The sequence below is a fragment of the Sporomusa sp. GT1 genome, assembly GCF_014634905.1.
GTDB lineage: Bacteria > Bacillota > Negativicutes > Sporomusales > Sporomusaceae > Sporomusa > Sporomusa sphaeroides.
In genome coordinates this window covers 22,587-45,534 of the sequence record NZ_BMBX01000027.1, presented here as the reverse complement: position 1 = coordinate 45,534, position 22,948 = coordinate 22,587, and the positions used below count along the sequence as shown (strand labels likewise).

The window sequence follows — 22,948 nt, the reverse complement described above, 5'->3', positions numbered from 1 at the left end:
TTTTTCGTGTCCGATTACCCATTTCCCATGCTCAGTTTTTTTAAAACTTAGGGCTTGACTTTTAATAGTTAGTCTTTATGTTTAATTTAATATATTATACTAAAATGAGGATGTTTTTAGCAAAAAAGGAAACTATAAACCCGTATAAACGAATTGGAGGGAATATGATGAGTTTGGATACTTTAGTCCAAAATGATTTAGTGAATTTTAGACGCGAGGTGCTTAAGAGTTTTAGGGAAAACCATCCGACTATGTTTACCATGATGGAGCGAGTATTTGCCGGACGGAAAAACATGGTGGGAATGCAGGTCACTGAAAATGGTGCAGTCGTCGGGACGTATACTTTTATCACAAATGGCATAGACATTGCTGAGGTAAAGAGCGGTGTTTTAGAATCCGAAATTCACCATCCCCTATTAGGAGTTGTTAAACCATATATGACCGTTGAGCGTAGCGCTCTCGAAGCCATGCTTAAGGATGAGAGATTCAAATCAGAGGTGTTTTCTACATTAGTGCATTATTTGCCGGATTTAACCATTCGGTTCCTCCGTTAAATTATTGAGATGAAAGGCGCTTTTTACACGCAAACTAATCATTATGGTTAACAGATAGCTATAATGATTAGTTTTTGTAGTAATCCTGTCATAAATAGGTTATAATAGTCATAGAAACATAATGACCACCCTTGCTCGCAACAAGAGTGGTCGGTGAATCCGGAGGTTAGCCGCTTAATTGCTTCATAATCCAGAAGATTATTAGCGCGAATTCACTTGAGATTGTGATCTCGAAATTGGAAATCTTCAACCATAGGCCGCCTCATGGGGCGGTTTTTGTTTTGCCTTTTTCCTTATTGGCTTCCAAATCGTCATTACGAAGACTGCAAGAATTTAATGAAGTGGCGGGCACTTTTAGACAGATACCGGTCTGCAGCCAGACAACCCCGACTTCATATTGAAAGCCGGTGTCGTCAAAGTCCATCATTTCGATTTCCAGCAGCGGAAAAGAGCTCATTACTGACTTCGGCAGGATAGTTGCGCCGATGCCGGCGACTTTCAACAACATTGGCGCCTGCTCGGGGCACAGGCGCCAATGTTGTTATTATTTAACTCAGGCTGCATGATGATCTGACTGATTCTTAAGGGAGGATACCGGCTAATTTGAGCTGCTGCCGGCAGTATCTTTAAAGAATATGTAAGCTTTAAAAGCAATACCCATCGTCAGACCAAAACCGGCAGATCCAACTATATGGAGATAATAGTCGCCAATGGGCCTGAGCGGGATATGGGTCCCTTCAATGCCTGATGAAAAAATCATTTCCGCTATTGTTGTGGCAAGCATTCCCACAAAGGCACCTTTTACTATTAGGTTAGCCTGCCCAATACATTTAATAAGATAATAAAATATGAGTCCTACCAGTCCGCCGATCACGAAATTAATATACAGACCCAGGAAAAAATTCGGCCTGTTCAGAGTTAAGATCAGGCTGTCCAGCAGATAAATACTATACTGGCCAATACCGAGAGCAAGCATAATACGGGAAATAATTTCGGCTGAGAGAGTCGATAGTCCCCCAATTATCGCGGCCAGCAGCGGTTTATCATTATTCATGAGCCGTTCCTCCTTAAAAATCATGATAGAGTCATAGATATTATGGCAAATATCCATGACTCTATACGAAGGCCGGTAAAACCCTCTCACATCAGCCGGATAGGCACTGCCTTACATCAGGCGGCTATGCAGCAGCAGGCTGCAAAGTAAATTATGCATAGCGCGGAAACAAAAGGGGAACGATAGAAAGCAAACAATCATTATTGCAGGAAAGGAGTAAACAATCATGCAATTGATTTGGTTTTTGGCCATTGGCTTGATTTCCGGCTGGCTGGCTGGGATGATTTCACGCGGCGGGGGATTTGGGCTCTGGGGCGACCTGGCAACAGGCGTCGTCGGTTCTTTTATTGGCGGATATCTATTCGGCTTCTTGGGAATAACCACATATGGCACCATCGGAGCAATTATTGCAAGTACTGCCGGAGCCATTATACTTCTCTGGGTTATAAGGATGTTTTCCCATGTCGCACCTGCGGCCAATAAGAAAAAACCATAATATTTCTGCTGCTTGCCTGTCCTGGTGACTTGATGTTGCCGGGTATTTTTTTGTACAAGCTTGTAATGCAGCATAAATTATGGTAAAATACAATAAATATTAATTAGTAATCATGTTTAATTAAAACGAGGATGTGAGATTTATGTTACTAGCTCAAAACACAACAAAACAGCAAGCCGGCAAACCGGAAGCACGGGTATGGCCGCTAAGAGGGAGCCTGATGGTTTTTGCCGGTATCGTTTATCTGGCAGTGTTGCTGGCATAAGCTGTCAATGGCTAAGACAACTGAAATATTTTGGATAATTATTATTGACAAATAACAGTAATTAATATAAACTTAAACCAAGAAAGGCAGCAATGCCATTCCCTCTTCTTCTTTCTTTGACATACATTTCTTTTATGGCCTCCTGCAATAGCTGCAGGAGGTTCTTTCTGTCCAAAACAGGATGTATACATGTTTTGTGCGCCTCAACATTTTCTTAGTCCTACCTGAAGCGGCAAATAGTTAAGCCTGGATAAATCATACTATTTATCCAGGCTTAACTATTTGGCTCGCTCATTGCATGAAGGGCTGGAGTTTTTCCTGAAGATGACTCCATGAGCGCTTGGAAAATACTACAGGCAGTGTTGCTTCCTTGGCTTTGCGTTTTACCAGTTCGGCAATATTATGAGATAAGTAATCGGTGAAGACTAATACTAAATCAGTGTCTGCCGGTATCTGAATATCTTCAGACACCCGTTTGCGTCCTTTGAAGTGCTTCATTGATTTAACGCCTGCTTTCAGGAGATTGGCGGGAATGTTGCCTAAGTCGTCAGCACCTACGATAAATACGGACATGATTGCCACCCCTTAAATGAAAATTATTCTCAATTAAATTATAAAGCGAATGATACGTCACGTCAATAGCATGTATGGAAAATTTGAGAATTATTCTCATTAATTTTATTGTAAGGTTAAATTTACGTTACCGCCAGCGGGAGTTTGCCCCCGGCAGCGCAATCTGGCATTGACAAAAATGTCCAATCAAGAGTACAATAAATACATAAATTCTTCTACCAGCATGCTGATAGCGTGCTTTTTTTCTTATCCTAACAGCAAGTATAGCTTTTTATCAATAAATAAGGCAGGATATGTGCGTATGATTACCGTACGGGATAAAGTAAGATTTGTTGAAACCGATTTGATGGGAGTAGTACACCACTCCAATTACTTTCGCTGGTTTGAAATGGCCAGAGTGGAGTATTTGCGGCAGATTGGCATTTTGCTTACCGATATGCTGGACGAGGATATTGTTTTTCCGATTACCGATGTGGCCTGCAAATACCGGGCTTCGGCTAAATTTGATGACTGTATTCTTATCGAAGCTGTTTTGGCTGAAGTATCAAAAGTAAAAATGATCTTTACTTACCGGGCGCTGAGAGAGCATGACGGCCTGCTGCTGGCTACCGGGCGTACCCAAAACGCCTTTACGGACAGACAAGGCCGGATTATCCGTTTGCCGGACAAGTATTTTGCCAAACTCAGTACGCCTTTCCCGTAAACCTGTTCACGTACCCTTTGCCTGCATATTATATATGGCGCCAAGAAAGACTAAGTAGATAGGAGGTGGCGTCATGGGAGATAGTGCGCCAATCGGGATTTTTGATTCCGGCCTGGGTGGGCTTACCGTTCTCCGGGAAGTGCTTAACTTATTGCCGGGAGAAGATGTTATCTATTTTGGCGATACTGCCCGGACTCCATATGGCTCACGACCGCCTGCGGAAATTTTACGATTCTTGCATGAAATCTTACCTTTCTTTGCTGCACAGCAAGTCAAGCTGGCGATTATTGCCTGCAATACCATGAAAGCAATTGGTTTTGAACAAGCAGGTACCAAAGTCCCCTTTTTATTGACAGGCGTAAACTATGGTGCCCGGGCGGCACTGGCTGCCAGCCGCAACAAGCGCATTGGCGTTATGGCTACAGCGGCTACCATTGCCAGTGGTAAACATGTCCAGGCAATTAAAGCTGAAGAACCGGCGGCAACGGTTGCGGTTCAGGCCTGTCCCCGGCTTGTACCCTTTATCGAACAGGGAAAGCTTTTTGGGCCTGAGCTGGAAAGTGCGGTTACCGATTATCTGCTGCCGCTCAAGGAGGCCGCGATTGACACCTTGATACTGGGTTGTACCCATTATCCGTTTATTATTCCGGTGATCAGGCAGGTTATGGGTCCGGATGTGGTGCTTATTGACCCGGCCAGAGAAACGGCTGCCGAGGCGCGTACTACACTTGCCCATCATGACAAGCTTACCACGCGGGCGCAAGGAAGGGTGCGGCTGTGCTTTTCCTCCGATTTGCCGCGGGCCGAACAATTTGTCGCCGGTGCTATTGAATTTCCCTGGGCGGAGGAACTCTCTCTCAGGTTTGAATTGGTTAATTTATTGGATTATAGATAAAAGTTTAAATTATAGGGTTTCTGTCCGATGATACCCGGATACGGAGGCAGTAGTGTGGAGTTTCTAGCTATTTTATTACTTATTGTGGTAGGCGTGGTGGTTGGCATATGGCTGTTTATCGCCAACCAGGGAGATGCTAATTTCAAATTTGTGGTTGATCAGCGTACCGCTTTCAGCCTGACCGGCATCACCGAGGATACGGCAACTTTTGTGAGCCAGATTCCCTTTGTCAATAATGGAACTCAGGGTGGTACCTTAATGGACGTATATCCCCGGCACTTGTTGCCCTGTGAACAGTTTGACGCCGTGGAGGTTGATTCCCGTCTGACGCTGGACAAGGCTAACCGGAGTGACGGTTACTGGGAAGCCTACATTGTTCTTAAAAATACCGGCGGCTCGATTATTTTGACGGTGAAATTTACGGCAAAATCAGGCGATATCAAGACTGCGCTTGCCGATATGGTAGACATGCCTATTGACATTGTCTATCAGGTGGTTGCCCGCGGTCCATGGTATATAAACAAAGAGCGGCTGGTTATGACGGCCGACGAAATACATAGGGCTCTTGCTGCCGGCGAACAGGCCGCAGCCAGATAGGGGGAATACATATGACTGAGCAGGCGCTAGCGCTGCAACCGGTGCCTACCCGGATACTTACCGATAAAGATGATATTGTTGATATTATTGAAAAATATGCCAAAGAGGATATTGGTCCCCATGATGTGGTAACTGTGGCTGAAAGTGTTGTCGCCATTACCCAGGGGCGAATTGTGCGGCCGGAGGAGATGACGCTGTCCTTATTGGCCAGGGTGCTTTGCCGCTTTGTGCCGCAGGAAGGCAGTTTATCCAGCTCCTATGGCATGCAGAGTGCCATGAATGCAGAAGGCAGCTGGCGGATAGCCTGGTCGATGTTTATTGGCATGCTTGGCAAACTGGTGGGGAAAAACGGTCTGTTTTACCAACTGGCTGGTGGGCAGACAGCGCTGATTGACGATGTTACCGGCACGATGCCGCCTTTTGATAAGCACCTGGTGTACGGGCCTGCCGACCCCCATGGGGTGGCGGAAGCCATAAAACAGCGGCTGGGGTGCCATGGTGCAGCGGTGGCTGATGTCAATGACCTCAAGCGGGCGGCTGTGCTGGGAGTGACGCAAGGGCTTGACCCTGCCGAACTGGCGCGGATTCTCATAGATAACCCGTTTGGTAATGCCAGTCAGAAAACGCCGATTGTTATTATTAAAAATTATGGTTTGGTTGCCCAAAAAGCTGCCGCGCAATAATATTCTTTCCATAAGACAGAGGATAGAGGCTATCCTCTGTCTTACATGTCCCAACAGCAAGTATACTTTCTTAAAAACAGGATCAACATCGGCTTGCGCTTTCGCCAGAGGCTCGGCGCAAGCCGTGTTTTCTTTATCCTAGGAGGCGAGATGACTATGGCCCGCATCGGCATCACAACAACTGTGCCGGTTGAAATTATTCTGGCGGCAGGGCATATCCCTGTTGATCTTAACAATATATTTATTACCAGCCCGGAAGCCGGAAAATTCGTGGAAGCTGCCGAAGAGGCCGGGTATCCCCGCAATATTTGCGGTTGGATCAAGGGCTTGTATTCCATCGTGGTTAATCGGGATGGTAATACCGGTGACGGTATTGACAAGGTCATTGCCGTTACCCAGGGCGACTGCAGCAATACTCATGCATTGATGGAAACCTATGAGCTGGCAGGGGTTGAGACCATTCCCTTTGCCTATCCGTATGACCGGGATTACGATTTATTGAAATTGCAAATGGAAAAGCTAATGGGCGCCCTGGGAACCGACTGGGAGGCGGTAGCTGCCGTCAAACACCAGTTAGACAAGCTGCGCCTGAAAGTAGCTGAGATTGACCGGCTAACCTGGGAGGAAAACACGGTTAGCGGTTTCCATAACCATTTGTACCAGGTAAGCTGCAGTGATTTTAATAGTGATCTGACTGCTTTTGAGGCAGATGTGGATGCTTTCCTGACCAAGACGGCGAGTGCCGCCGAATATACCGATGATCTCCGGTTGGGCTTTATCGGTGTGCCGCCGATTTTTCCTGATTTATACCCCTATTTGGAGACTATGGGGGCCCGGGTGGTGTACAATGAAGTACAGCGGCAATTTGCTATGCCGTTTGTTACCGACGATATTGTTGAGCAGTACCGGCTTTATACCTATCCGTACGGTGTATTTGGCCGGATTAAGGATATTGAGGCCGAGATAGAAAGGCGCAATCTGGACGGTATTGTCCATTATGTGCAAAGCTTCTGTTTTCGTCAGATTGAGGACATTATTTTACGCGAGAAACTGAACATACCGATTCTGACCATTGAAGGAGATAAACCCGGAAAAATTGATGCCAGAACCAGGCTGCGGATTGACAGCTTTCTGGAGATGCTGCGTTAGTCTTGGCAGACTACTAGAAGGAGGCAAAGCATATGCAATGTGGTATCGATCTGGGCAGCCGTAGTGTGAAGCTGGTCATTATGAATCCCGGCACCAAACAGCTTACCGCCGCCAATGTATATGAGACAGCCAGGTTTTACCGGGAGTATGGCCAGCGGACAGACAAGGGCCTGGCGGTGGACTTCGGGGCGCTGGGGTTGCCGGCGGTGACCAGTCTGACGGCCACCGGTTATGGCCGCAATACCATTGCTATTGTCGGCGCAATCATTATTCCCGAGCTGAAAGCCCATATGCTGGGCGCAAGTTATCAGACCGGACTGACAGACTTTACGCTTTTGGATTTAGGCGGACAGGACAGCAAGGTCATCAAAGTCCGCAAAGGCCGGATGGTGGATTTTCAAACCAATGACAAATGTGCGGCCAGTACCGGACGCTATCTGGAAAATATGGCAGCCGTGCTGGACATTTCGCTGGCAGAATTGGCCGATTACAGTGAAAATCCGGTAGAGCTTAGCGCTACCTGCGCTATTTTCGGGGAATCGGAACTCATCGGGCGAATGGTGGAAGGGTATACTACGGCTGAACTGGCAGCCGGGGTCAACTATAGTATTTATAAACGGATTAAACCCATGCTGAGTGCGCTCAAAAGCGATAAAATCGTATTTACCGGCGGCGTGGCGTTGGGCAGTGCCATCAAGACATTTATTACCCGGGAAATGGGGGCAGAGGTTATTGTCCCCGAGCATCCCCAGCTCAATGGGGCGATTGGCTGTGCCGTATATAAAGCAGACAAATAACTGACAGAGTTTTAGTACCGGGTACAGCCGGTTTTGTTTGGAGGCGAAGGGCATGTTATTGGGAATTGATGTTGGCGGAACCTTTACCGATGCGGTACTTATTGCCGACGGCCAGGTTGTGGCTGCGGCCAAGACTCCCACCACCCGGCAGTCGCTGCTAAACGGGGTTGTTACCGTTATCGACAAGGTGCTTACAGGGGTTGATGCTAAAAAAATCCGGCGGGCTTCTCTTTCGACAACCATTGTAACCAATGCGCTGGTGGAAGGGAAAACCGACAAAGTTGCTCTATTCCTGCTGCCGGGTCCGGGGCTGAATGTAACCGGGCTGATACCCGGCGAAGCTCACTTTTTGTCAGGCTATACCGACCATCGCGGGCGGGAGCAGGCCTGTCCGGCAGAAGCGGAAGTGGCGGCCGTTTGCCGTAAGCTTGAGGACCATGAGGTGGCAGCCGTAGCCGCCAAATTTGCGGTGCGTAATCCCCGTCAGGAGCATCTGGTAACCGACTGGGTTAATAAATATCTGCAGCCCAAGCATGTCACACTTGGCACCCAGGTCTCCGGTTCGCTCAATTACCTGCGGCGCATTAATTCAGCCTACTATAACTCGGCTGTTTGGCGCATCTTCAGCCGTTTTGCCCAAGCCATAGAGGCGGCTCTGGCTGAACGGGATATTATTGCGCCGGTATATATACTCAAAGCCGACGGCGGCACGCTGCCGCTGACGACAGCCAAATCAACGCCGGTTGAGGCCATCTTTACCGGACCGGCAGCCAGCGTGCTGGGGATTATGGCTTTGACCAAGCCGGTGGAACCGGCCATCTCGCTGGATATGGGCGGTACCACAACCGATATTGCTTTATGGCAACATGGTATGCCGTTATTTGCCCCGGACGGAGCCAGGGTGAAGGATTATCCTACGGCGGTTCGTTCTTTTTGCCTGCGCTCGGTGGGGATCGGCGGCGACAGCTATGTGCGCCGGGAAAACGGCCTGCTGGCTGTTGGTCCGATGCGCTGCGGCCCGGCTATGGCCAATGGCGGCTTAGCGCCTGCCGTGACGGACGCGCTTAGGGTTGCCGGGTTAATTGACTATGGCGACATCGGGCTGGCCAGGCAGGCGATGGAAAAGGTTGCTGAGGCTACGCAGACAGCGGCAGAGGCTGCCTGGGAAACGCTGCGGCTGGCCGCCGCCACCGTATGTCAGGCAGTGCGGGATATGCTGGCAGAACAGGCGGCAAGACCGGTGTACAAGGTGGAAGAACTGGTGACAGGCCGGCCGTTTAAGCCGGAACTGCTGATTGGGGTAGGTGGTGCTGCCAGAGGGCTTGCGCCGCTGGTGGCCGAGCAGCTGGAACTGCCCTGGCAGATACCGCCGGGACATATGGTAGCCAATGCTGTCGGTGCCGCTGCTGCCAGGCCGACAACCGAAATTACGCTCAGGGCCGATACGGTGCAGGGTTTTTATACAGTACCGGAATTAGGCATTATCCAGGAGTTTGATAAACGGCGCTTTACTTTAGAGGATGCCTGGACTGCCGCCGGTACTCATCTGGCAGAGCGGGCGGCGGCCGGGGGAATGGCGGAAGCCGCCGGCTACAGTGAACGCCTGTATGAAGAAGAATTCAACCTGATCCGCGGTTTTAACACCATCGGGAAAATTATGACCTGCAAGCTGCAGATCAAGCCTGGCGTGTTGATGCCGGTACAAATGCGGGAGGCGGAACTATGAAGGCTGCATCGCTGGGATTAGTATTTTTTCCGGCGTTTGATTGGGCGATAACCCCCACTCACCCGGAACGGGAAGAACGCCTGCTCTATACCCGGGATCAAATTGTGGAAGAAGGACTGCTGGATTTGCCGGCTATCAGGGAATACCGGCCGCAGCTTGCCGGACTGGCCGATATTGAGCGGGTTCACATCGGTGTGCCCAATATTGAATCCCTGATTACCGATGCCCATCTGCTTTCCGCCGGTGGCGCCATTGCCGCGGCCCAAGCCGTGATGCGCCGTGAGGTGACCAATGCCTTTGCCCTGGTGCGGCCGCCGGGACACCATGCCATGAGGGTGGTGCATGGTACACGGGGTTTTTGCACCATTAATATTGAGGCCGTTATGGTGGAATATTTGCGCCGCCATTATGGGGTGCAGCGTATCGCCATTGTCGATACCGATGTCCATCATGGCGACGGCACCCAGGATATTTTTTATCATGATCCGGACACGCTGTTTATTTCCTTTCACCAGGATGGACGTACCCTGTATCCGGGAACCGGCGCCATGAGTGAGCTGGGCAGTCCGGGAGCCTTCTGCTCTACGGTTAATATTCCGCTGCCGCCAGGCACCACCGACGCGGGGCTGCATGAGGTGCTTGACCGGCTGGTGCTGCCAATGCTGGAGGATTTCAGGCCGGACATGATTATTAACTCAGCCGGGCAGGATAATCATTATAGTGATCCACTCGCCAATATGGCGGTGACAGCCCAGGGGTATGCCCGCCTGGCAGAAAAGCTGAAGGCCGATATTGCGGTGCTGGAAGGCGGCTATTCTATTGAAGACGCGCTGCCTTATGTTAATACCGGCATCATTTTGGCGATGGCAGGTTTGGACTATAGCCGGGTAATTGAACCGGACCATGCCCGTTGTCCGCGCCAATCGGCGGCAACCACCAACTATATTGCCAAACTGGTAGCCGAGTGGCAGGACATTTGGCAGGGGCGGGACAGGTTGCGCCGCGAAGCCGTCGCCAAGGCCGGCGACTGGTGGCAGCAACGCCGGAATATCTATTATGATGACAGCGGTATTCAGGAACGGCAAACGGAAACTGTGCGGCTTTGCCCCCGGTGTCATGGCTATCAGCTCATTGACACCCAGGCACAGGGCTACCCGTTCGGGATGAAATCAGCATTTGCCGCCATTATCCCCCGCAACAGCTGCCCGGCCTGCCGTGCACAGGCGCGTGATGCGGTACATAAGGCGCGGCAAGAGGGGCGGCATGACTGCTGCTTTATCCAGGATAAGCAGGAGGATAGGCTGGAACAACTGTAACTAAATTTTTAATATTTTTTAGGAGGGCTTTTCATGGCCAGAGCAGACGGACGCACAAACAACGAACTCAGAAAAATAAAAATTACCCGCAATTATTTAAAATATGCCGAAGGATCGGTGCTTATTGAGTTTGGCGACACCAAGGTGATTTGTGCGGCTACTATTGAAGAAAAGGTTCCGCCATTTTTGAAAGGGTCAGGCGAAGGCTGGGTGAGTGCCGAATATTCCCTGTTGCCGCGTTCCACCCAGAGCCGTAATGTCCGGGAAGCTGCCAGAGGCAAGCAAAGCGGCCGCACTCACGAAATTCAGCGGTTGATTGGCCGGGCGTTGCGCAGTGTTATTGACCTTAAAGCCTTAGGGGAAAAGACCATCTGGCTGGACTGTGATGTGGTGCAGGCTGACGGCGGGACCCGGACAGCCGCCATTACCGGTTCGTTTGTAGCTCTGGTTGATGCGGTAAGCCGCATTTGGGGCGATAGTCAGAAGCCCTTTCCGGTCAAGGACTTTTTGGCGGCCGTGAGTGTCGGCGTTATGCCTGAGGGAGTTTATCTTGATTTATGTTATAGTGAAGACTCTATGGCTGTTGTTGACATGAATCTGGTCATGACCGGCAGCGGTGAATTTGTTGAAGTGCAGGGAACCGGTGAAAAAGGAACCTTTAGCCAAACACAGCTAAATGAAATGATTGCAGTGGGCAGTCAGGGGATTGACATTCTGCTGGACATCCAAAAAGAAACACTGGGCCAGTTGGCATGGAAAGTAGGCCGGGAGGGATAAACGGTGCAGGAAAGCATGATTGAAATTATTGTCGCCTCCAAAAATGCCGGCAAAATTGCCGAATTTAAAGAGGCGTTACGCGAACTGCCCTATAAGGTTAGTTCATTGGCCGACCTGGGGAGCTATCCGGAAGCACCGGAAGAGGGTGTGACCTTTGCCGAGAACGCCTGCGCTAAAGCCAGCTTTTACGCGCGGCTGACAGGCAAGTTTTGTCTGGCCGATGACTCCGGGTTAGAGGTGGATTATCTGCAGGGAGCGCCGGGCGTGTATTCGGCCAGATATGCGGGCGAACACGCCGGTGATGAAGATAATAACAAAAAGTTATTGGCCCATTTAATTGGTGTACCTGATGAAAAACGGCAGGCAAGATTTCGTTGTGTGCTTGCTCTGGCTAAGCCGGAGCAAGTGCTGCTCACCGCGGAAGGGACAGTGGACGGGGTTATTCTCTCCAAGCCGCGCGGGGGTAAGGGTTTTGGTTATGATCCGCTGTTTTTGGTGCCGGAGTTTGGGCGCACACTGGCAGAAATGTCATCAGCGGAAAAAAACAATATCAGCCATCGCGGCCGCGCGATACAAGCATTAGTGAAGCAACTGGCGGCGCTTGAACATGAGAATCGGCGTTATCAGTGACACCCATGGCGATATAGCCGCACTCCGGCAGGTAATTGCCGCCGCCGGTCCGGTTGATCATTGGCTCCATGCCGGCGACTACTTTCAGGATGGCTGGAAACTGGCAGAACTGACCGGCTTGCCGGTAACGGTGGTGGCGGGAAACTGTGACAGGACGACGGCTGTGCCTGTGGATGCCTATGCGGAATTGGCCGGTAAAACTATTTGGCTGACCCATGGCCACCGCTATAATGTGAAGTATGGCATGCAGGAGCTTGTCTGGTGGGGGGCCCAATATGGCGCTGATATCGTGGTTTTCGGTCATACGCATGTTCCCTATAGCGGCTGGCATGACGGACGGCTGCTGTTTAATCCGGGCAGCCCGGGAGCGCCCCGGGGCGGTTCCAAGCCGGGCTACGGAATCTTGCATATTCAGGAAAATGGTGTAATTGAAGAACATATTATGGAATTATAACCTCGCCTTTACGGCGGGGTTTTTCTTATTTTTGTTTTTTGCGAGAAGGCTAAAATAGTACGTGAGAGCACTGTTTTTTAAAATGTAAAAGAAAATAAATAATATCATAATATCTTTCGCAATTGACAGATTATTTACTCAATGGTATGATGATAATATGATATTAAGGTAATACGTTGCCTGTTCATTATTGACAAAGACCAGGCTGAAAGAAGGAATGTGGAATTCATGTTTGGCAAGCTTAGTCAATTTTTAAGGAGGGGAAAGTATGCCAAAACCAACTTTTCGTGAGGAAAAATGTAAAGGTTGCGAGTTATGTTTGGATGTGTGCCCAAAAAACATTATTGTAATGTCTCCTGATTTTAATGCTAAGGGCTATCATCCCGCAACTTGCCCTGATGCTGACGAATGTGTGGGTTGCGCCTTGTGTGCCAAGGCTTGTCCGGATGTAGTAATCGAAATCTACGAATGAATGGGAGTGGAGAAATGGCAGAGAAGGTATTGATGAAAGGTAACGAAGCTATCGGTGAGGCCGCTGTTATTGCCGGTTGCAGGTATTATTTTGGTTATCCTATCACCCCGCAGTCTGAGCTAATCGAATACATGGCCAAACGCTTGCCGCAGGTAAACGGTGTATTTCTCCAGGCGGAAAGTGAAGTAGCTGCCATTAATATGGTTTATGGTGCAGCCGGTGCCGGCGCGAGAGTAATGACTTCTTCTTCAAGCCCGGGCGTAAGCCTTAAGCAAGAAGGTATTTCCTATATTGCTGCCGGTGAATTACCCTGCGTAATTGTAAACATCATGCGAGGCGGCCCGGGTCTTGGCGGCATACAGCCAGGTCAGGCAGACTACTTTCAGGCGACTAAAGGCGGCGGTCATGGTGATTATCACTGTATTGTGGTTGCACCAAACAGTGTTCAGGAAATGGCAGAATTGACTGTGCTCGCGTTTAACCTTGCGGACCAATATCGAAATCCGGTAATGCTTTTAGGCGACGGTGCTCTTGGTCAAATGATGGAACCTGTTGATTTTCATAATCTGCCGGTAATCCCGGTGGAAAAGCCGTGGGCGACAACCGGCATGGGTGAGCGGGACAAACCTAATATAATAGATACGCTTCGCCTTAACCCTGAGGCATTGGAAGCGGTAAACGACGCGCTGCAAAAAAAATACGCACTGCTTCAGGAACAGGAAGTGCGCTGGGAAGAAACCTTCACCGAAGATGCCGAGTTAGTGCTGGTGGCTTATGGAATATCGTCGCGTGTTGCGTATTCAGCGATGGAAATGGCAAGAGCACAGGGCTACAAAGTAGGTCTGTTCCGGCCGATTACCTTGTGGCCTTTTCCGAAGGCGGCGTTGTTAAAGGCGGTTGATAAAGCGGCTGCTGTTTTAACAATAGAGCTTAGTGCCGGGCAGATGGTTGAAGATGTTAGCCTGGCTATCCGGTGCTCCAGGCCGGTTCACTTTTATGGCCGCACCGGCGGTATGATGATGAGCCCGCAGGATGTTTACCAACAAATAGTCGAAATATTTGAAACAAAAGGGGGCAAATAACAATGGCGGAGAAGTTGTTTGCTAGACCGCAATCGCTGCTGGATGTATCGACACACTACTGTCCGGGGTGTCAGCATGGTATTATTCATCGTTTAGTTGCAGAAGTGATTGATGAGCTGGGGATACAAAAAAAGACGATCGGTGTTGTACCTGTTGGTTGTTCTGTACTGGCAGATCAATATTTTAACATAGATTCCCAACAGGCAGCACATGGCCGTGCTCCGGCGGTGGCTACCGGTATTAAGCGTGTACATCCGGAAAATGTAGTGTTTACATACCAGGGAGACGGAGACATCGCCGCCATTGGTATGGCGGAAGTAGTGCATGCCGCTGCGCGGGGTGAAAAGATAACAACAATATTTGTAAACAACGCCATTTATGGTATGACCGGAGGCCAAATGGCGCCGACAACCTTGGTAAACCAAGTAACCGCAACCTCTCCTTACGGACGCCAGCTGGCAGTGGCGGGGTCGCCTATCCGTTTGTCCGAACTTTTGGCAACCCTGGACGGAGCTAAATATATAGCCCGTGTTTCGGTTAATGATCCGGCTAATATGACTAAGGCTAAAAAAGCCATTAAAACCGCTTTCGAAGTTCAAATTCGCGGTGAAGGTTTTGCTTTAGTGGAAGTATTGGCTACCTGCCCGACAAATTGGGGCAAGACGCCGGTAGAGGCCAAAACCTGGTTAAAGGAAAACATGCTGCCGCAATTCCCGCTTGGCGTTTATAAAAATATTGGGGAGGTGAAACAATGAGACACGAAATTGTCATGTCAGGCTTTGGCGGTCAAGGGGTTATGGTTATGGGACAATTGTTGACCTATGCGGGAATGCTTGAAAACAAGAATGTATCATGGATGCCGTCTTACGGTCCTGAGATGCGCGGCGGCACCGCTAACTGCTCTGTCATCATTACCGACGGGTCTGTGGGGGCGCCGATTGTTACCAAGCCGGCAGCTGCCGTAATTATGAACTTGCCGTCACTGGATAAGTTCGAGTCAGCCATGGCGGTTGATGGAGCGATGATTATTAATAGTTCTCTTGTCAGTAAGGAGGTGGAGCGCCAGGATATCAAGAGCTACCTTGTACCCATCAATGAAATTGCTAATGAGTTAGGCAACATCAAGATGATCAATATGGTGGCATTAGGGGCATTGCTGGCTGCTACCGCTGTGGTAGCCAAAGAATCTCTTATGGATGCTTTTGCCAAGAAATTTGCCGCGAAGCCCGGAATGATACCGGCAAATCAAGCGGCGCTAACCAAAGGGTATGATTATGTGATGCAGCTTAAAACCAAGCAGTAGCTATTTTTCAGTTGTAACTTAATAAGGGGTAGTAAGTCTGCGTTCTTCCAGGTGAAATATATACATTGGAGGCGTGACGATGAGTAATATCAATAAAGGGCAGCAGCTGACCGGTTTGCCAAGTGCAGAGCCAGGCGGGAGAAAACCGATGACAATGGGGTGGGGAGTCGGGCTTTCCATGGGAGCGGCCTGGTTTGCCACTCATTGCGGCGGGGGATTTGCCACAGGCAACCAGGAAGTTAATTTTTATGTCAGGTTTGGCTGGTATTCGATTATCCTGCCAATATTTGCGATGATTATTCTGGGCTGGTGTCACCGGAATGCCCTCGTATTGGCCAAGGATCATAAGGCGTACAACTATAAAGCCTATGCCGATGTTCTATTTCACCCCTACGAAAAATATTTTGGTCTTGTATTTGAGTTCGGGAATCTTATGCTGATTGCCTGTGCTGTGAGTACAGCGATAGCCGGCGCAGGTTCCCTGCTCCAGAGCACCATTGGACTTAATTACGGTATCGGTATCACGGCGGTAGGATTTGTCACCTTAGTCTTAACCATCTTCGGCGGCCAACTGGTTATTAAGGCCTTAAACTTTAAGGCGTATTTCCTGGTTCCCACTCTCGGTCTTTTAGCCTATCTGGGCATTGAGTCCGGTGCGCTCCAATGGAAGAATTTTCTTGCTACCCAGGAAAGCTTCGGGACCAGCTTCGGGGAAGCCTTTTGGCTTATGCTGATCTATATCGGGTTCCAGTCCTTTACCATTATGCCCATGCTGTCGGCAGCGCAAGGTATTAAGAGCACCAGGGAATGCAACTGGTTCATGGTCTTTGGCACCCTGTTCAACGGCATATTTTTGCTGCTTGTCTGCATCATGCTGCTGGGGTTTGCGCCCGGTTCTCTGAAACAGACCTTGCCGGTATATTATGTTACTACTCAATTGGGTATAGACTGGCTGAAGGTGCTGTACAGCGTCATTTTGTTCGTGGCTCTCTTAGGCAGTGGGGTAGCGCTGACCTTTGCTGCCGTTGCTCGGTTTGAATCAGTGATAAAGCCTGCCGGCATGTTTGCAAGCCTCCAGGCGCGAAGAGTTTTTGTTTCGTTTATCACCATCGCTATCTGTACCGGTATATCGATTTTCGGCCTGACCAATATTGTTGTAAAAGGTTACGGCTCGGTTGGTTATATCGGCCTGTTCTTCGTAATTATCCCAGAGCTTATCGTCGGTACCATCAAGATCAGGAATAACGCCAGAAAGCGCAAAGAAATGGGCATTGACGAGGACGCGCTGTAAATAGTAAGGCAAAAACCGAAAAATAGGAGGGATAGTATGCGTGAATCCGTATTTGAGTTTGGTTACGGCAATGGCAAGATAGCAGTAGCCCTGCCGGAAGCAAAGATCATTAATAATGTTGTGGGCAAGCCATGTCCGGCAATTGCCGATATACCCTCAGCCGTGCGTGAGGCACTCCGTAATCCAATCGGAACGCCGCCGCTTAAGGAGGTTGTTCAACCAGGCGACAAGGTTGCCATAGTAGTTAGTGACATAACTCGCGCCTGGGTAAAATTTGATCAATTTCTGCCGGTTTTATTAGACGAATTGAACGAGGCCGGCATTCCCGACCAAAACATATGTATTGTCATTGCTCCCGGCGCCCACCGTTTGAATACGGAAGAAGAGTTTGCCATATTGTGTGGCGATAAGGTCTGCAAGCGGGTCGCCGTTGCTAACCACGACTGCCATAATCAAGATCAGCTTGTATACACCGGTAAGACCAAAAACGGGGTTGATTGCTATATCAATAGAAGCGTTGCCGAGGCCGACAAGGTGATTTTGACCGGTGGCATTGTTCACCATTTAATGGCCGGTTTCGGCGGCGGACGCAAAGCCATTTTGCCTGGCATTAGCGGTTTTAAGACAATTCAGGGGAATCATCTGTTTTGTATGAATAAAGAAGTGGGCAAAGGTCTTAATCCGAACTGTATTTCCGGTAAGCTGGAAGGCAATGAAATGAATGAGGATATGATTGAGCAGGCGGCTCTGGCTAAACCGGACTTTTTGCTGAATGCCGTATTTACACCGGAGAATCAGTTTGCCAGGTTTGTGGCCGGACACTGGCATGAGGCCTGGCTGGCAGGAACTAAGATGGTAGATGATATCTACGGAGTTCCCGTTACGGCGCAAGCTGATTTGGTTGTTTCCAGTGCAGGCGGTTTTCCCAAGGATATCAATCTATATCAGGGCGTGAAAACAATCGACAATGCCTATATGGCGACTAAGCCGGGAGGTGTTGTAATTTGTTTCATGGAATTGCCGGATATTATGGAGCCGGCCGAATTTAGTAATTGGTTTAACTATCCGACAATGTTAGAGCATGAGATGGCTCTGCGGGCCAACTTTACCATCCCCGGATTTTTGGCTTACAGGCTACTCGATATAGCTCGCCAAATATCGCTGATCATTGTGACCAAACAGGAGAATGCCGGGTTTATCCGGAAAGCCGGCATGATTCCGGCGGCAACTGCGGCAGAAGCACTGGCAATAGCGCAAGAAAAGCTTGGACGGGAAGATTACACAATTACGGTAATGACTGCGGCAGCAAATACGGTACCTGTAGTTAGGTGAAAACAACAGTGAACTCGTTTCAGCATGGCTGAAACCTCGGGGATTCAGGTGGAGAGTCTACTCCACCTGAATTAACGCCGCCTGTAGAGGCGGGAGTTTTGACGCATTAACAAAGATAAATATAGGTTTTTTAATACATTACTTGTATATGGACACGCTTGGGCGTGTCCGCTTTTCTATGACACTAAAATAAAAGAAAGAAGTGAAAAAAGTATGGAGAGCCGTTTGTTAAATGAATTAAGAAGGATAGTAGGAACAGCGTATGTTCTAACCGATAAAGAAGATCTTCTCTGCTATGCCTATGATGCGACTCCTGGTTTTTCACATATGCCGGATGCCGTCGTGTCTCCTGCAAATACAAATGAAGTTTCCCAGGTATTAGCGCTGGCCAATGCGGAAAAGATACCCGTTTACCCTCGCGGTTCAGGCACCAATCTGAGTGCCGGTACTGTACCGACAAAAGGCGGGATTGTCCTTCAGATGACCCGTTTTGATAAAATCCTTGAAATCGATGAGGCGAATCTTGTTGCCACCGCCGAGCCGGGTGTTATTGTTGCCGCTCTTAACAAAGCGGTCGAACAGTTTGGGCTGATCTATCCGCCTGACCCCGGTACCGTAGCCACAGCAACCCTTGGCGGCACGGTAGCGGAGAACGCCGGCGGCTTGCGCGGCCTTAAATATGGTGTTTCCAAACACTATGTAATGGGTTTGGAAGTTGTGCTTGCCGACGGCAGTATCTTACAAACCGGTGGCAAGAATGTGAAAGACGTAGCCGGCTATGACCTAACCAAGCTATTTACCGGTTCGGAAGGCACCCTGGGGGTTATAACCAAAATCATTGTCAAATTGGTGCCCGCCCCGGAAGCAAAAAAATCCATGATGGCCATATTCTCGAACTTAGACAATGCCGGCAACTCTATTGCCGCAATCATTGCCAGCAAAATTATTCCCGCTACCCTGGAAATACTGGATAACGCAACCATACGAACGGTAGAAGATTACGCCAAAGTGGGGCTGCCGACAGAAGCCGAGGCCGTGCTGCTTATTGAGGTTGACGGTATTCCCGAAGTAGTGGAAAAAGAAGCCGCCAAAGTGGTGGAAGTGCTCAAAGCAAACCATGCCGATCAAATCCAGGTAGCGAAAGACGCTGCCGAGCGTGACAAAATATGGGCAGCCCGGCGTGCGGCCCTGCCGGCCCTGGCAAAACTCAGGCCCACTACGTTTACCGAAGACGCAACTGTTCCACGCAGTAAGGTACCGGAAATGATCCGGGCGGTAAATCAGGCAGCCGCAAAACATAAAGTCACAATCGGCACCTTCGGCCATGCCGGCGACGGCAACCTGCATCCTACCATCGTCTGCGATCTGCGCGACAAAGAGGAAATGGAACGGGTCTATAAAGCAATGGATGAAATCTTTACCACTGCCATCAGGCTTGGGGGTACTCTTAGCGGTGAGCATGGAATCGGGCTGGGAAAATTGAAGTATATGGAGGACCAATTCGGCGAGGTCGGTATGAAAACCATGCGCGCTATTAAAAAGGCGTTAGATCCTAACTGCATCCTCAATCCTGGAAAACTAGTCGGGGAGTGTTAAGGTATGAAAGAGGATAAAAAGCTGCTGACAGACATTGAAGATGCTCTTGCTAACTGTATGAAATGCGGCAATTGCATGGAAGTATGTCCCATCTATAAAGAAATTCAGACAGAAGCGGCGGTGGCCCGGGGTAAGCTGTCGCTTATGGAGGCTGTAATCAACGGGAATGCCGAAATTTCCGCAGGCTTTGATCAGCGGATGGCTATGTGTGTGTCCTGCAAGGCATGTGCTGTTAAATGTCCCTGTGGTGTCAAAGCTGACGAACTTATCTTGCGCGGACGCCAGGCAGCGGTTAAAGCCAGAGGTCTGAACCCGATAAAAAAACAAGTGTTTACATTGCTTTCTAACCGGACGCTGTTTGATTTCGCTCTGCGCATGGCCGGCCTGTTCGGTCCGCTGCAAATGAAAAAACTGCCCGGACGAATGGCTGTTGTTGCCCGCTTTCCGATGCCCGGACTTGACCGGCGGCGAGTGTTAGCTCCCTTTGCGGCCACGCCGCTGCGCAGCCAATTTCCTGAACATATTAATGCAGCTAAACCGCAAATGAAAGTGGCATTTTTTACTGGCTGCACCATTAACTATGTATACACCGATATCGGTCAGGCAGTAATCAATGTACTGAAAGCCAATAATGTGGCAATCACCATACCGGCGAAACAACACTGCTGCGGTACGCCGGTGTATATGTCCGGTGACGTTGAACTGGCTAAAGTTTTTGCCAAACACAATGTTGAAACTTTTGAACGCGTCAATGCTGATTATATTGTTGCCGCCTGCGGCTCTTGCGCGGAAGCCTTTAAAATCGAGTATCCGGAACTGTTCCATGATGAGCCGGACTTACAGCGGCAGGCCAGGAACCTGGCTGCTAAGACCTATGAAATCAGTGAGTTTTTGGTTGATGTCTTGCGATTCCGGCAAGATACTTTGGGACCGGTACCTGCCACGGTAACTATGCATGATCCCTGCCATATGGCCAGGGGAATTGAAGTGACTGCTCAGCCGCGTGTCATTGTCGCTGCCATCCCGGGAGTGAAATTCGTCGAAATGAAAGAACCGGCCCGCTGCTGCGGGGCAGGCGGCTCCTTCAGTTTGGCGCACTATGATGTTTCCCGAAAAATCAATGACCGCAAAATTGCCGATATTGCTTCAACGGCTGCCGATACGGTTGTAACCAGCTGTGGTTCCTGCCGAATGCATATTGTTGACGGACTGGTTCAAAATGGAAGGAATCAAGAATGCCTTCATGTTGTGCAATTGCTCGACAAGGCATATGAAGCGGGGAAATGCCTGCAATTCAAGCAGCCATAAATCAGAAAACACCCAAATTTACATTACCTGGCCGCCTGGCGGCTGCTATTTTCCGTAAAGCAGGCAGCCGCCGGGCAATATGCCGGTCGCTGGAGACCTCAGGCTAAGACTCATAGTAAAAACATGAGAAATTCAAGGGGGCTGAACAGAACTTTATGGGGCGCAATATGAAAGTAGGTACAAAAATTACGCTTGGCTTTATGGCAATGATGTTCTCAATTATAGTATTAAGCATAATTTCCTATTACTCCGTTAACGGCATCCGTGATCAGGTAATAGAATTAGAGAGGGCTACCACTAGGTTGACCTTATCATTAAAAGTAGAAAATGAATTTACCGGGGCGATTGGTGAGGCACGGGGTTTTGTTGCGTATGGCAATGAAAAAATGTTAGATAACTTTAGTAAAAAGTTAAATAATGCCATTGAAATAGAAAAACAGATTATGGCAGTAACTGATGCGGCAGAACAGCCTGTAGTAGAAAAACTGATAAGCGACACTACTATATATACAAAGGGGACAGAAAGTGAATTTGTGACAATTATCCGGGAGCAAATGGCCGAACAGAAAGCCGGTAATTTGGAACAGGCTAAAGCATTACAAATCCAGTCTGTTGAAATCGGAAAAAAATATGTACCTTTTGCTGAAGGGATTATGAAAGGCAGCCACATGTTAGCTGAGGAAAATACGCAAATTGTTAAATCCCGCCTGGCGGTTATCCGGGAAATTATACAAAAAATTATCATGATTTCTGCCGTCATTGGTACTGTAACTATGCTTATTGCCGGATTTTTGACAATCACCATTCCCGGCTATATAAAAAAATCCTTACATTCCATTCTTGATTCAACAAAACGCTATGCGGCAGGCGATCTAAGGTTAGCTATCGCTGCTGACAGACCTGATGAATTTGGTGAGATTAGCAGTGCTATTAACGCAATGGCCAAAGGCATTGGCAATATGGTGGTAATGATGGCTCAATCCTCAGAGCAGTTGGCGGCAGCTTCCCAGCAATTGACCGCCAGCGCTGAACACTCAGCTCAGGCGGCAACCCAGGTGGCCGGATCAATTAATGATATTGCCCAGGGTGTAGAAAAACAAATGAACGAAATCGATGCTGCAACCACTGTAATTGAAAAGATGTCAGCCAGTATCACCGAAGTTGCTGCTAATAGCAGCCATGTATCGAAAATCTCATGCAAGGCCGCCGATAAAACCCAAGAAGGTAATGCCTCTGTGGTGAAAGCTGTCAATCAAATGACTTATATTGAACAGACTGTAAACCATTCTGCCCAGGTTATCACGAAACTGGGTGAACGCTCCCAGGAAATTGGCCAGATTGTTGATACAATATCAGGCATTTCCGGGCAGACAAACTTACTGGCGCTTAATGCTGCGATTGAGGCTGCCAGAGCGGGAGAGCAGGGAAGAGGCTTCGCGGTGGTAGCGGAAGAAGTGAGAAATCTTGCGGAACAATCTCAGCAAGCGGCAAAGCAAATCGCCACTCTGATTTTTGAAATTCGGGAGGATACCAATAAAGCAGTGGTTGCAATGAGTGAAGGTACCCGGGAGGTTAAGGTGGGAACAGAGGCTGTAACTATGGCCGGGTATGCGTTCAGTGAAATAGCAACACTGGTAACACAAGTATCTGAACAAGTGCAGGATATTTCTGTTGCCATAGAGCAACTGGCAAATAGCAGTGAACAAGTGGTAGCCTCTGTGGAACATGTCGACGATTGCAGTAAAACGGCAGTTGGACAAGCCCAAAAAGTAACGGCAGCTACCGAAGAACACTCGGCTGCCATCGAGGAAATTGCCGCTTCCAGCCAGAGCCTGGCCAAGCTGGCTCAGAGTTTCCAGACAACGATAAATAAGTTCCAAATTAGTTAATCCCAT

Annotated in this window: 26 protein-coding genes; 23 read left to right on the top strand and 3 right to left on the bottom strand. The window is 49.0% G+C overall.

Annotated elements, in window-relative coordinates:
• Positions 1-164: 164 nt before the first annotated feature.
• The gene (locus GT1_RS19075) at positions 165-554 is read left to right on the top strand and encodes a hypothetical protein (RefSeq protein WP_188400043.1); all 390 of its coding nucleotides are present in this window, start codon (positions 165-167) and stop codon (positions 552-554) included.
• A gap of 262 nt (positions 555-816) precedes the next feature.
• On the opposite strand, the gene GT1_RS19070 is transcribed toward GT1_RS19075, so the two are convergent.
• Positions 817-1,062 (bottom strand): hypothetical protein, encoded by a 246-nt coding sequence (locus tag GT1_RS19070; protein WP_188400042.1) that lies wholly within the window; start codon positions 1,060-1,062, stop codon positions 817-819.
• 90 nt (positions 1,063-1,152) lie between these two features.
• Positions 1,153-1,608, bottom strand: a complete 456-nt coding sequence (locus tag GT1_RS19065; RefSeq protein WP_188400041.1) for a hypothetical protein — start codon at positions 1,606-1,608, stop codon at positions 1,153-1,155.
• A gap of 232 nt (positions 1,609-1,840) precedes the next feature.
• Here GT1_RS19065 and GT1_RS19060 point away from each other — a divergent pair, with 232 nt between their 5' ends.
• On the top strand, positions 1,841-2,104 hold the full coding sequence (locus GT1_RS19060; protein WP_181382950.1) for a GlsB/YeaQ/YmgE family stress response membrane protein: 264 nt from the start codon (positions 1,841-1,843) through the stop codon (positions 2,102-2,104).
• A 142-nt stretch (positions 2,105-2,246) separates the two neighbouring features.
• On the top strand, positions 2,247-2,369 hold the full coding sequence (locus tag GT1_RS22600; protein WP_255430469.1) for a hypothetical protein: 123 nt from the start codon (positions 2,247-2,249) through the stop codon (positions 2,367-2,369).
• 291 nt (positions 2,370-2,660) lie between these two features.
• Here the strand turns inward: GT1_RS22600 and GT1_RS19055 are convergent, their stop codons facing one another.
• Entirely contained in the window at positions 2,661-2,942 is a 282-nt protein-coding gene (locus tag GT1_RS19055) for a DUF2325 domain-containing protein (RefSeq protein ID WP_075757279.1), read from the bottom strand.
• A 301-nt stretch (positions 2,943-3,243) separates the two neighbouring features.
• On the opposite strand from GT1_RS19055, the gene GT1_RS19050 reads away from it, so the two are divergent.
• The 20 genes from GT1_RS19050 (at position 3,244) to GT1_RS18955 (ending at position 22,942) form a co-directional block, all read left to right on the top strand.
• A complete protein-coding gene (locus GT1_RS19050) occupies positions 3,244-3,645 on the top strand; it encodes a thioesterase family protein (RefSeq protein WP_188400040.1) in 402 nt (133 codons plus the stop codon).
• A gap of 73 nt (positions 3,646-3,718) precedes the next feature.
• On the top strand, positions 3,719-4,540 hold the full coding sequence (murI, locus tag GT1_RS19045; RefSeq protein WP_188400039.1) for a glutamate racemase: 822 nt from the start codon (positions 3,719-3,721) through the stop codon (positions 4,538-4,540).
• 54 nt (positions 4,541-4,594) lie between these two features.
• Positions 4,595-5,137 (top strand): hypothetical protein, encoded by a 543-nt coding sequence (locus GT1_RS19040; RefSeq protein WP_188400038.1) that lies wholly within the window; start codon positions 4,595-4,597, stop codon positions 5,135-5,137.
• An 11-nt stretch (positions 5,138-5,148) separates the two neighbouring features.
• Positions 5,149-5,820 (top strand): coenzyme F420-0:L-glutamate ligase, encoded by a 672-nt coding sequence (locus GT1_RS19035; protein ID WP_075757283.1) that lies wholly within the window; start codon positions 5,149-5,151, stop codon positions 5,818-5,820.
• Positions 5,821-5,976: 156 nt separating this feature from the next.
• Positions 5,977-6,969: a 2-hydroxyacyl-CoA dehydratase gene (locus tag GT1_RS19030; protein ID WP_188400037.1), complete on the top strand. Its 993-nt coding sequence runs from the start codon at positions 5,977-5,979 to the stop codon at positions 6,967-6,969.
• Positions 6,970-7,001: 32 nt separating this feature from the next.
• The gene (locus GT1_RS19025) at positions 7,002-7,766 is read left to right on the top strand and encodes an acyl-CoA dehydratase activase (RefSeq protein WP_188400036.1); all 765 of its coding nucleotides are present in this window, start codon (positions 7,002-7,004) and stop codon (positions 7,764-7,766) included.
• 52 nt (positions 7,767-7,818) lie between these two features.
• A complete protein-coding gene (locus tag GT1_RS19020; protein ID WP_188400035.1) occupies positions 7,819-9,492 on the top strand; it encodes a hydantoinase/oxoprolinase family protein in 1,674 nt (557 codons plus the stop codon).
• A complete protein-coding gene (locus GT1_RS19015; RefSeq protein WP_188400034.1) occupies positions 9,489-10,808 on the top strand; it encodes a histone deacetylase in 1,320 nt (439 codons plus the stop codon). The genes GT1_RS19020 and GT1_RS19015 overlap by 4 nt, the downstream gene beginning before the upstream one ends.
• A 33-nt stretch (positions 10,809-10,841) precedes the next feature.
• Positions 10,842-11,585, top strand: coding sequence for a ribonuclease PH (gene rph, locus GT1_RS19010; RefSeq protein ID WP_188400033.1), 744 nt, complete (start codon positions 10,842-10,844; stop codon positions 11,583-11,585).
• A 3-nt stretch (positions 11,586-11,588) separates the two neighbouring features.
• Positions 11,589-12,215 (top strand): XTP/dITP diphosphatase, encoded by a 627-nt coding sequence (locus tag GT1_RS19005; RefSeq protein WP_308507637.1) that lies wholly within the window; start codon positions 11,589-11,591, stop codon positions 12,213-12,215.
• Positions 12,193-12,669, top strand: coding sequence for a metallophosphoesterase (locus tag GT1_RS19000; RefSeq protein ID WP_188400032.1), 477 nt, complete (start codon positions 12,193-12,195; stop codon positions 12,667-12,669). The genes GT1_RS19005 and GT1_RS19000 overlap by 23 nt, the downstream gene beginning before the upstream one ends.
• A 268-nt stretch (positions 12,670-12,937) precedes the next feature.
• A complete protein-coding gene (locus GT1_RS18995) occupies positions 12,938-13,141 on the top strand; it encodes a 4Fe-4S dicluster domain-containing protein (RefSeq protein ID WP_075757290.1) in 204 nt (67 codons plus the stop codon).
• Between the two features lie 14 nt (positions 13,142-13,155).
• Positions 13,156-14,223, top strand: a complete 1,068-nt coding sequence (locus GT1_RS18990) for a 3-methyl-2-oxobutanoate dehydrogenase subunit VorB (RefSeq protein ID WP_075757291.1) — start codon at positions 13,156-13,158, stop codon at positions 14,221-14,223.
• Positions 14,224-14,225: 2 nt separating this feature from the next.
• Positions 14,226-14,978 (top strand): thiamine pyrophosphate-dependent enzyme, encoded by a 753-nt coding sequence (locus GT1_RS18985; protein WP_188400031.1) that lies wholly within the window; start codon positions 14,226-14,228, stop codon positions 14,976-14,978.
• Positions 14,975-15,526: a 2-oxoacid:acceptor oxidoreductase family protein gene (locus tag GT1_RS18980; protein ID WP_188400030.1), complete on the top strand. Its 552-nt coding sequence runs from the start codon at positions 14,975-14,977 to the stop codon at positions 15,524-15,526. Before GT1_RS18985 ends, GT1_RS18980 begins: the two co-directional genes overlap by 4 nt.
• 79 nt (positions 15,527-15,605) lie before the next feature.
• On the top strand, positions 15,606-16,817 hold the full coding sequence (locus GT1_RS18975; protein ID WP_223226376.1) for a hypothetical protein: 1,212 nt from the start codon (positions 15,606-15,608) through the stop codon (positions 16,815-16,817).
• A 36-nt stretch (positions 16,818-16,853) separates the two neighbouring features.
• Positions 16,854-18,149, top strand: coding sequence for a nickel-dependent lactate racemase (larA, locus tag GT1_RS18970; protein WP_188400029.1), 1,296 nt, complete (start codon positions 16,854-16,856; stop codon positions 18,147-18,149).
• Positions 18,150-18,362: 213 nt separating this feature from the next.
• On the top strand, positions 18,363-19,745 hold the full coding sequence (locus GT1_RS18965) for an FAD-binding oxidoreductase (protein ID WP_188400028.1): 1,383 nt from the start codon (positions 18,363-18,365) through the stop codon (positions 19,743-19,745).
• A gap of 3 nt (positions 19,746-19,748) precedes the next feature.
• Positions 19,749-21,053: a (Fe-S)-binding protein gene (locus GT1_RS18960; RefSeq protein WP_188400027.1), complete on the top strand. Its 1,305-nt coding sequence runs from the start codon at positions 19,749-19,751 to the stop codon at positions 21,051-21,053.
• Positions 21,054-21,220: 167 nt separating this feature from the next.
• The gene (locus tag GT1_RS18955; RefSeq protein WP_188400026.1) at positions 21,221-22,942 is read left to right on the top strand and encodes a methyl-accepting chemotaxis protein; all 1,722 of its coding nucleotides are present in this window, start codon (positions 21,221-21,223) and stop codon (positions 22,940-22,942) included.
• Positions 22,943-22,948 lie beyond the last annotated feature (6 nt).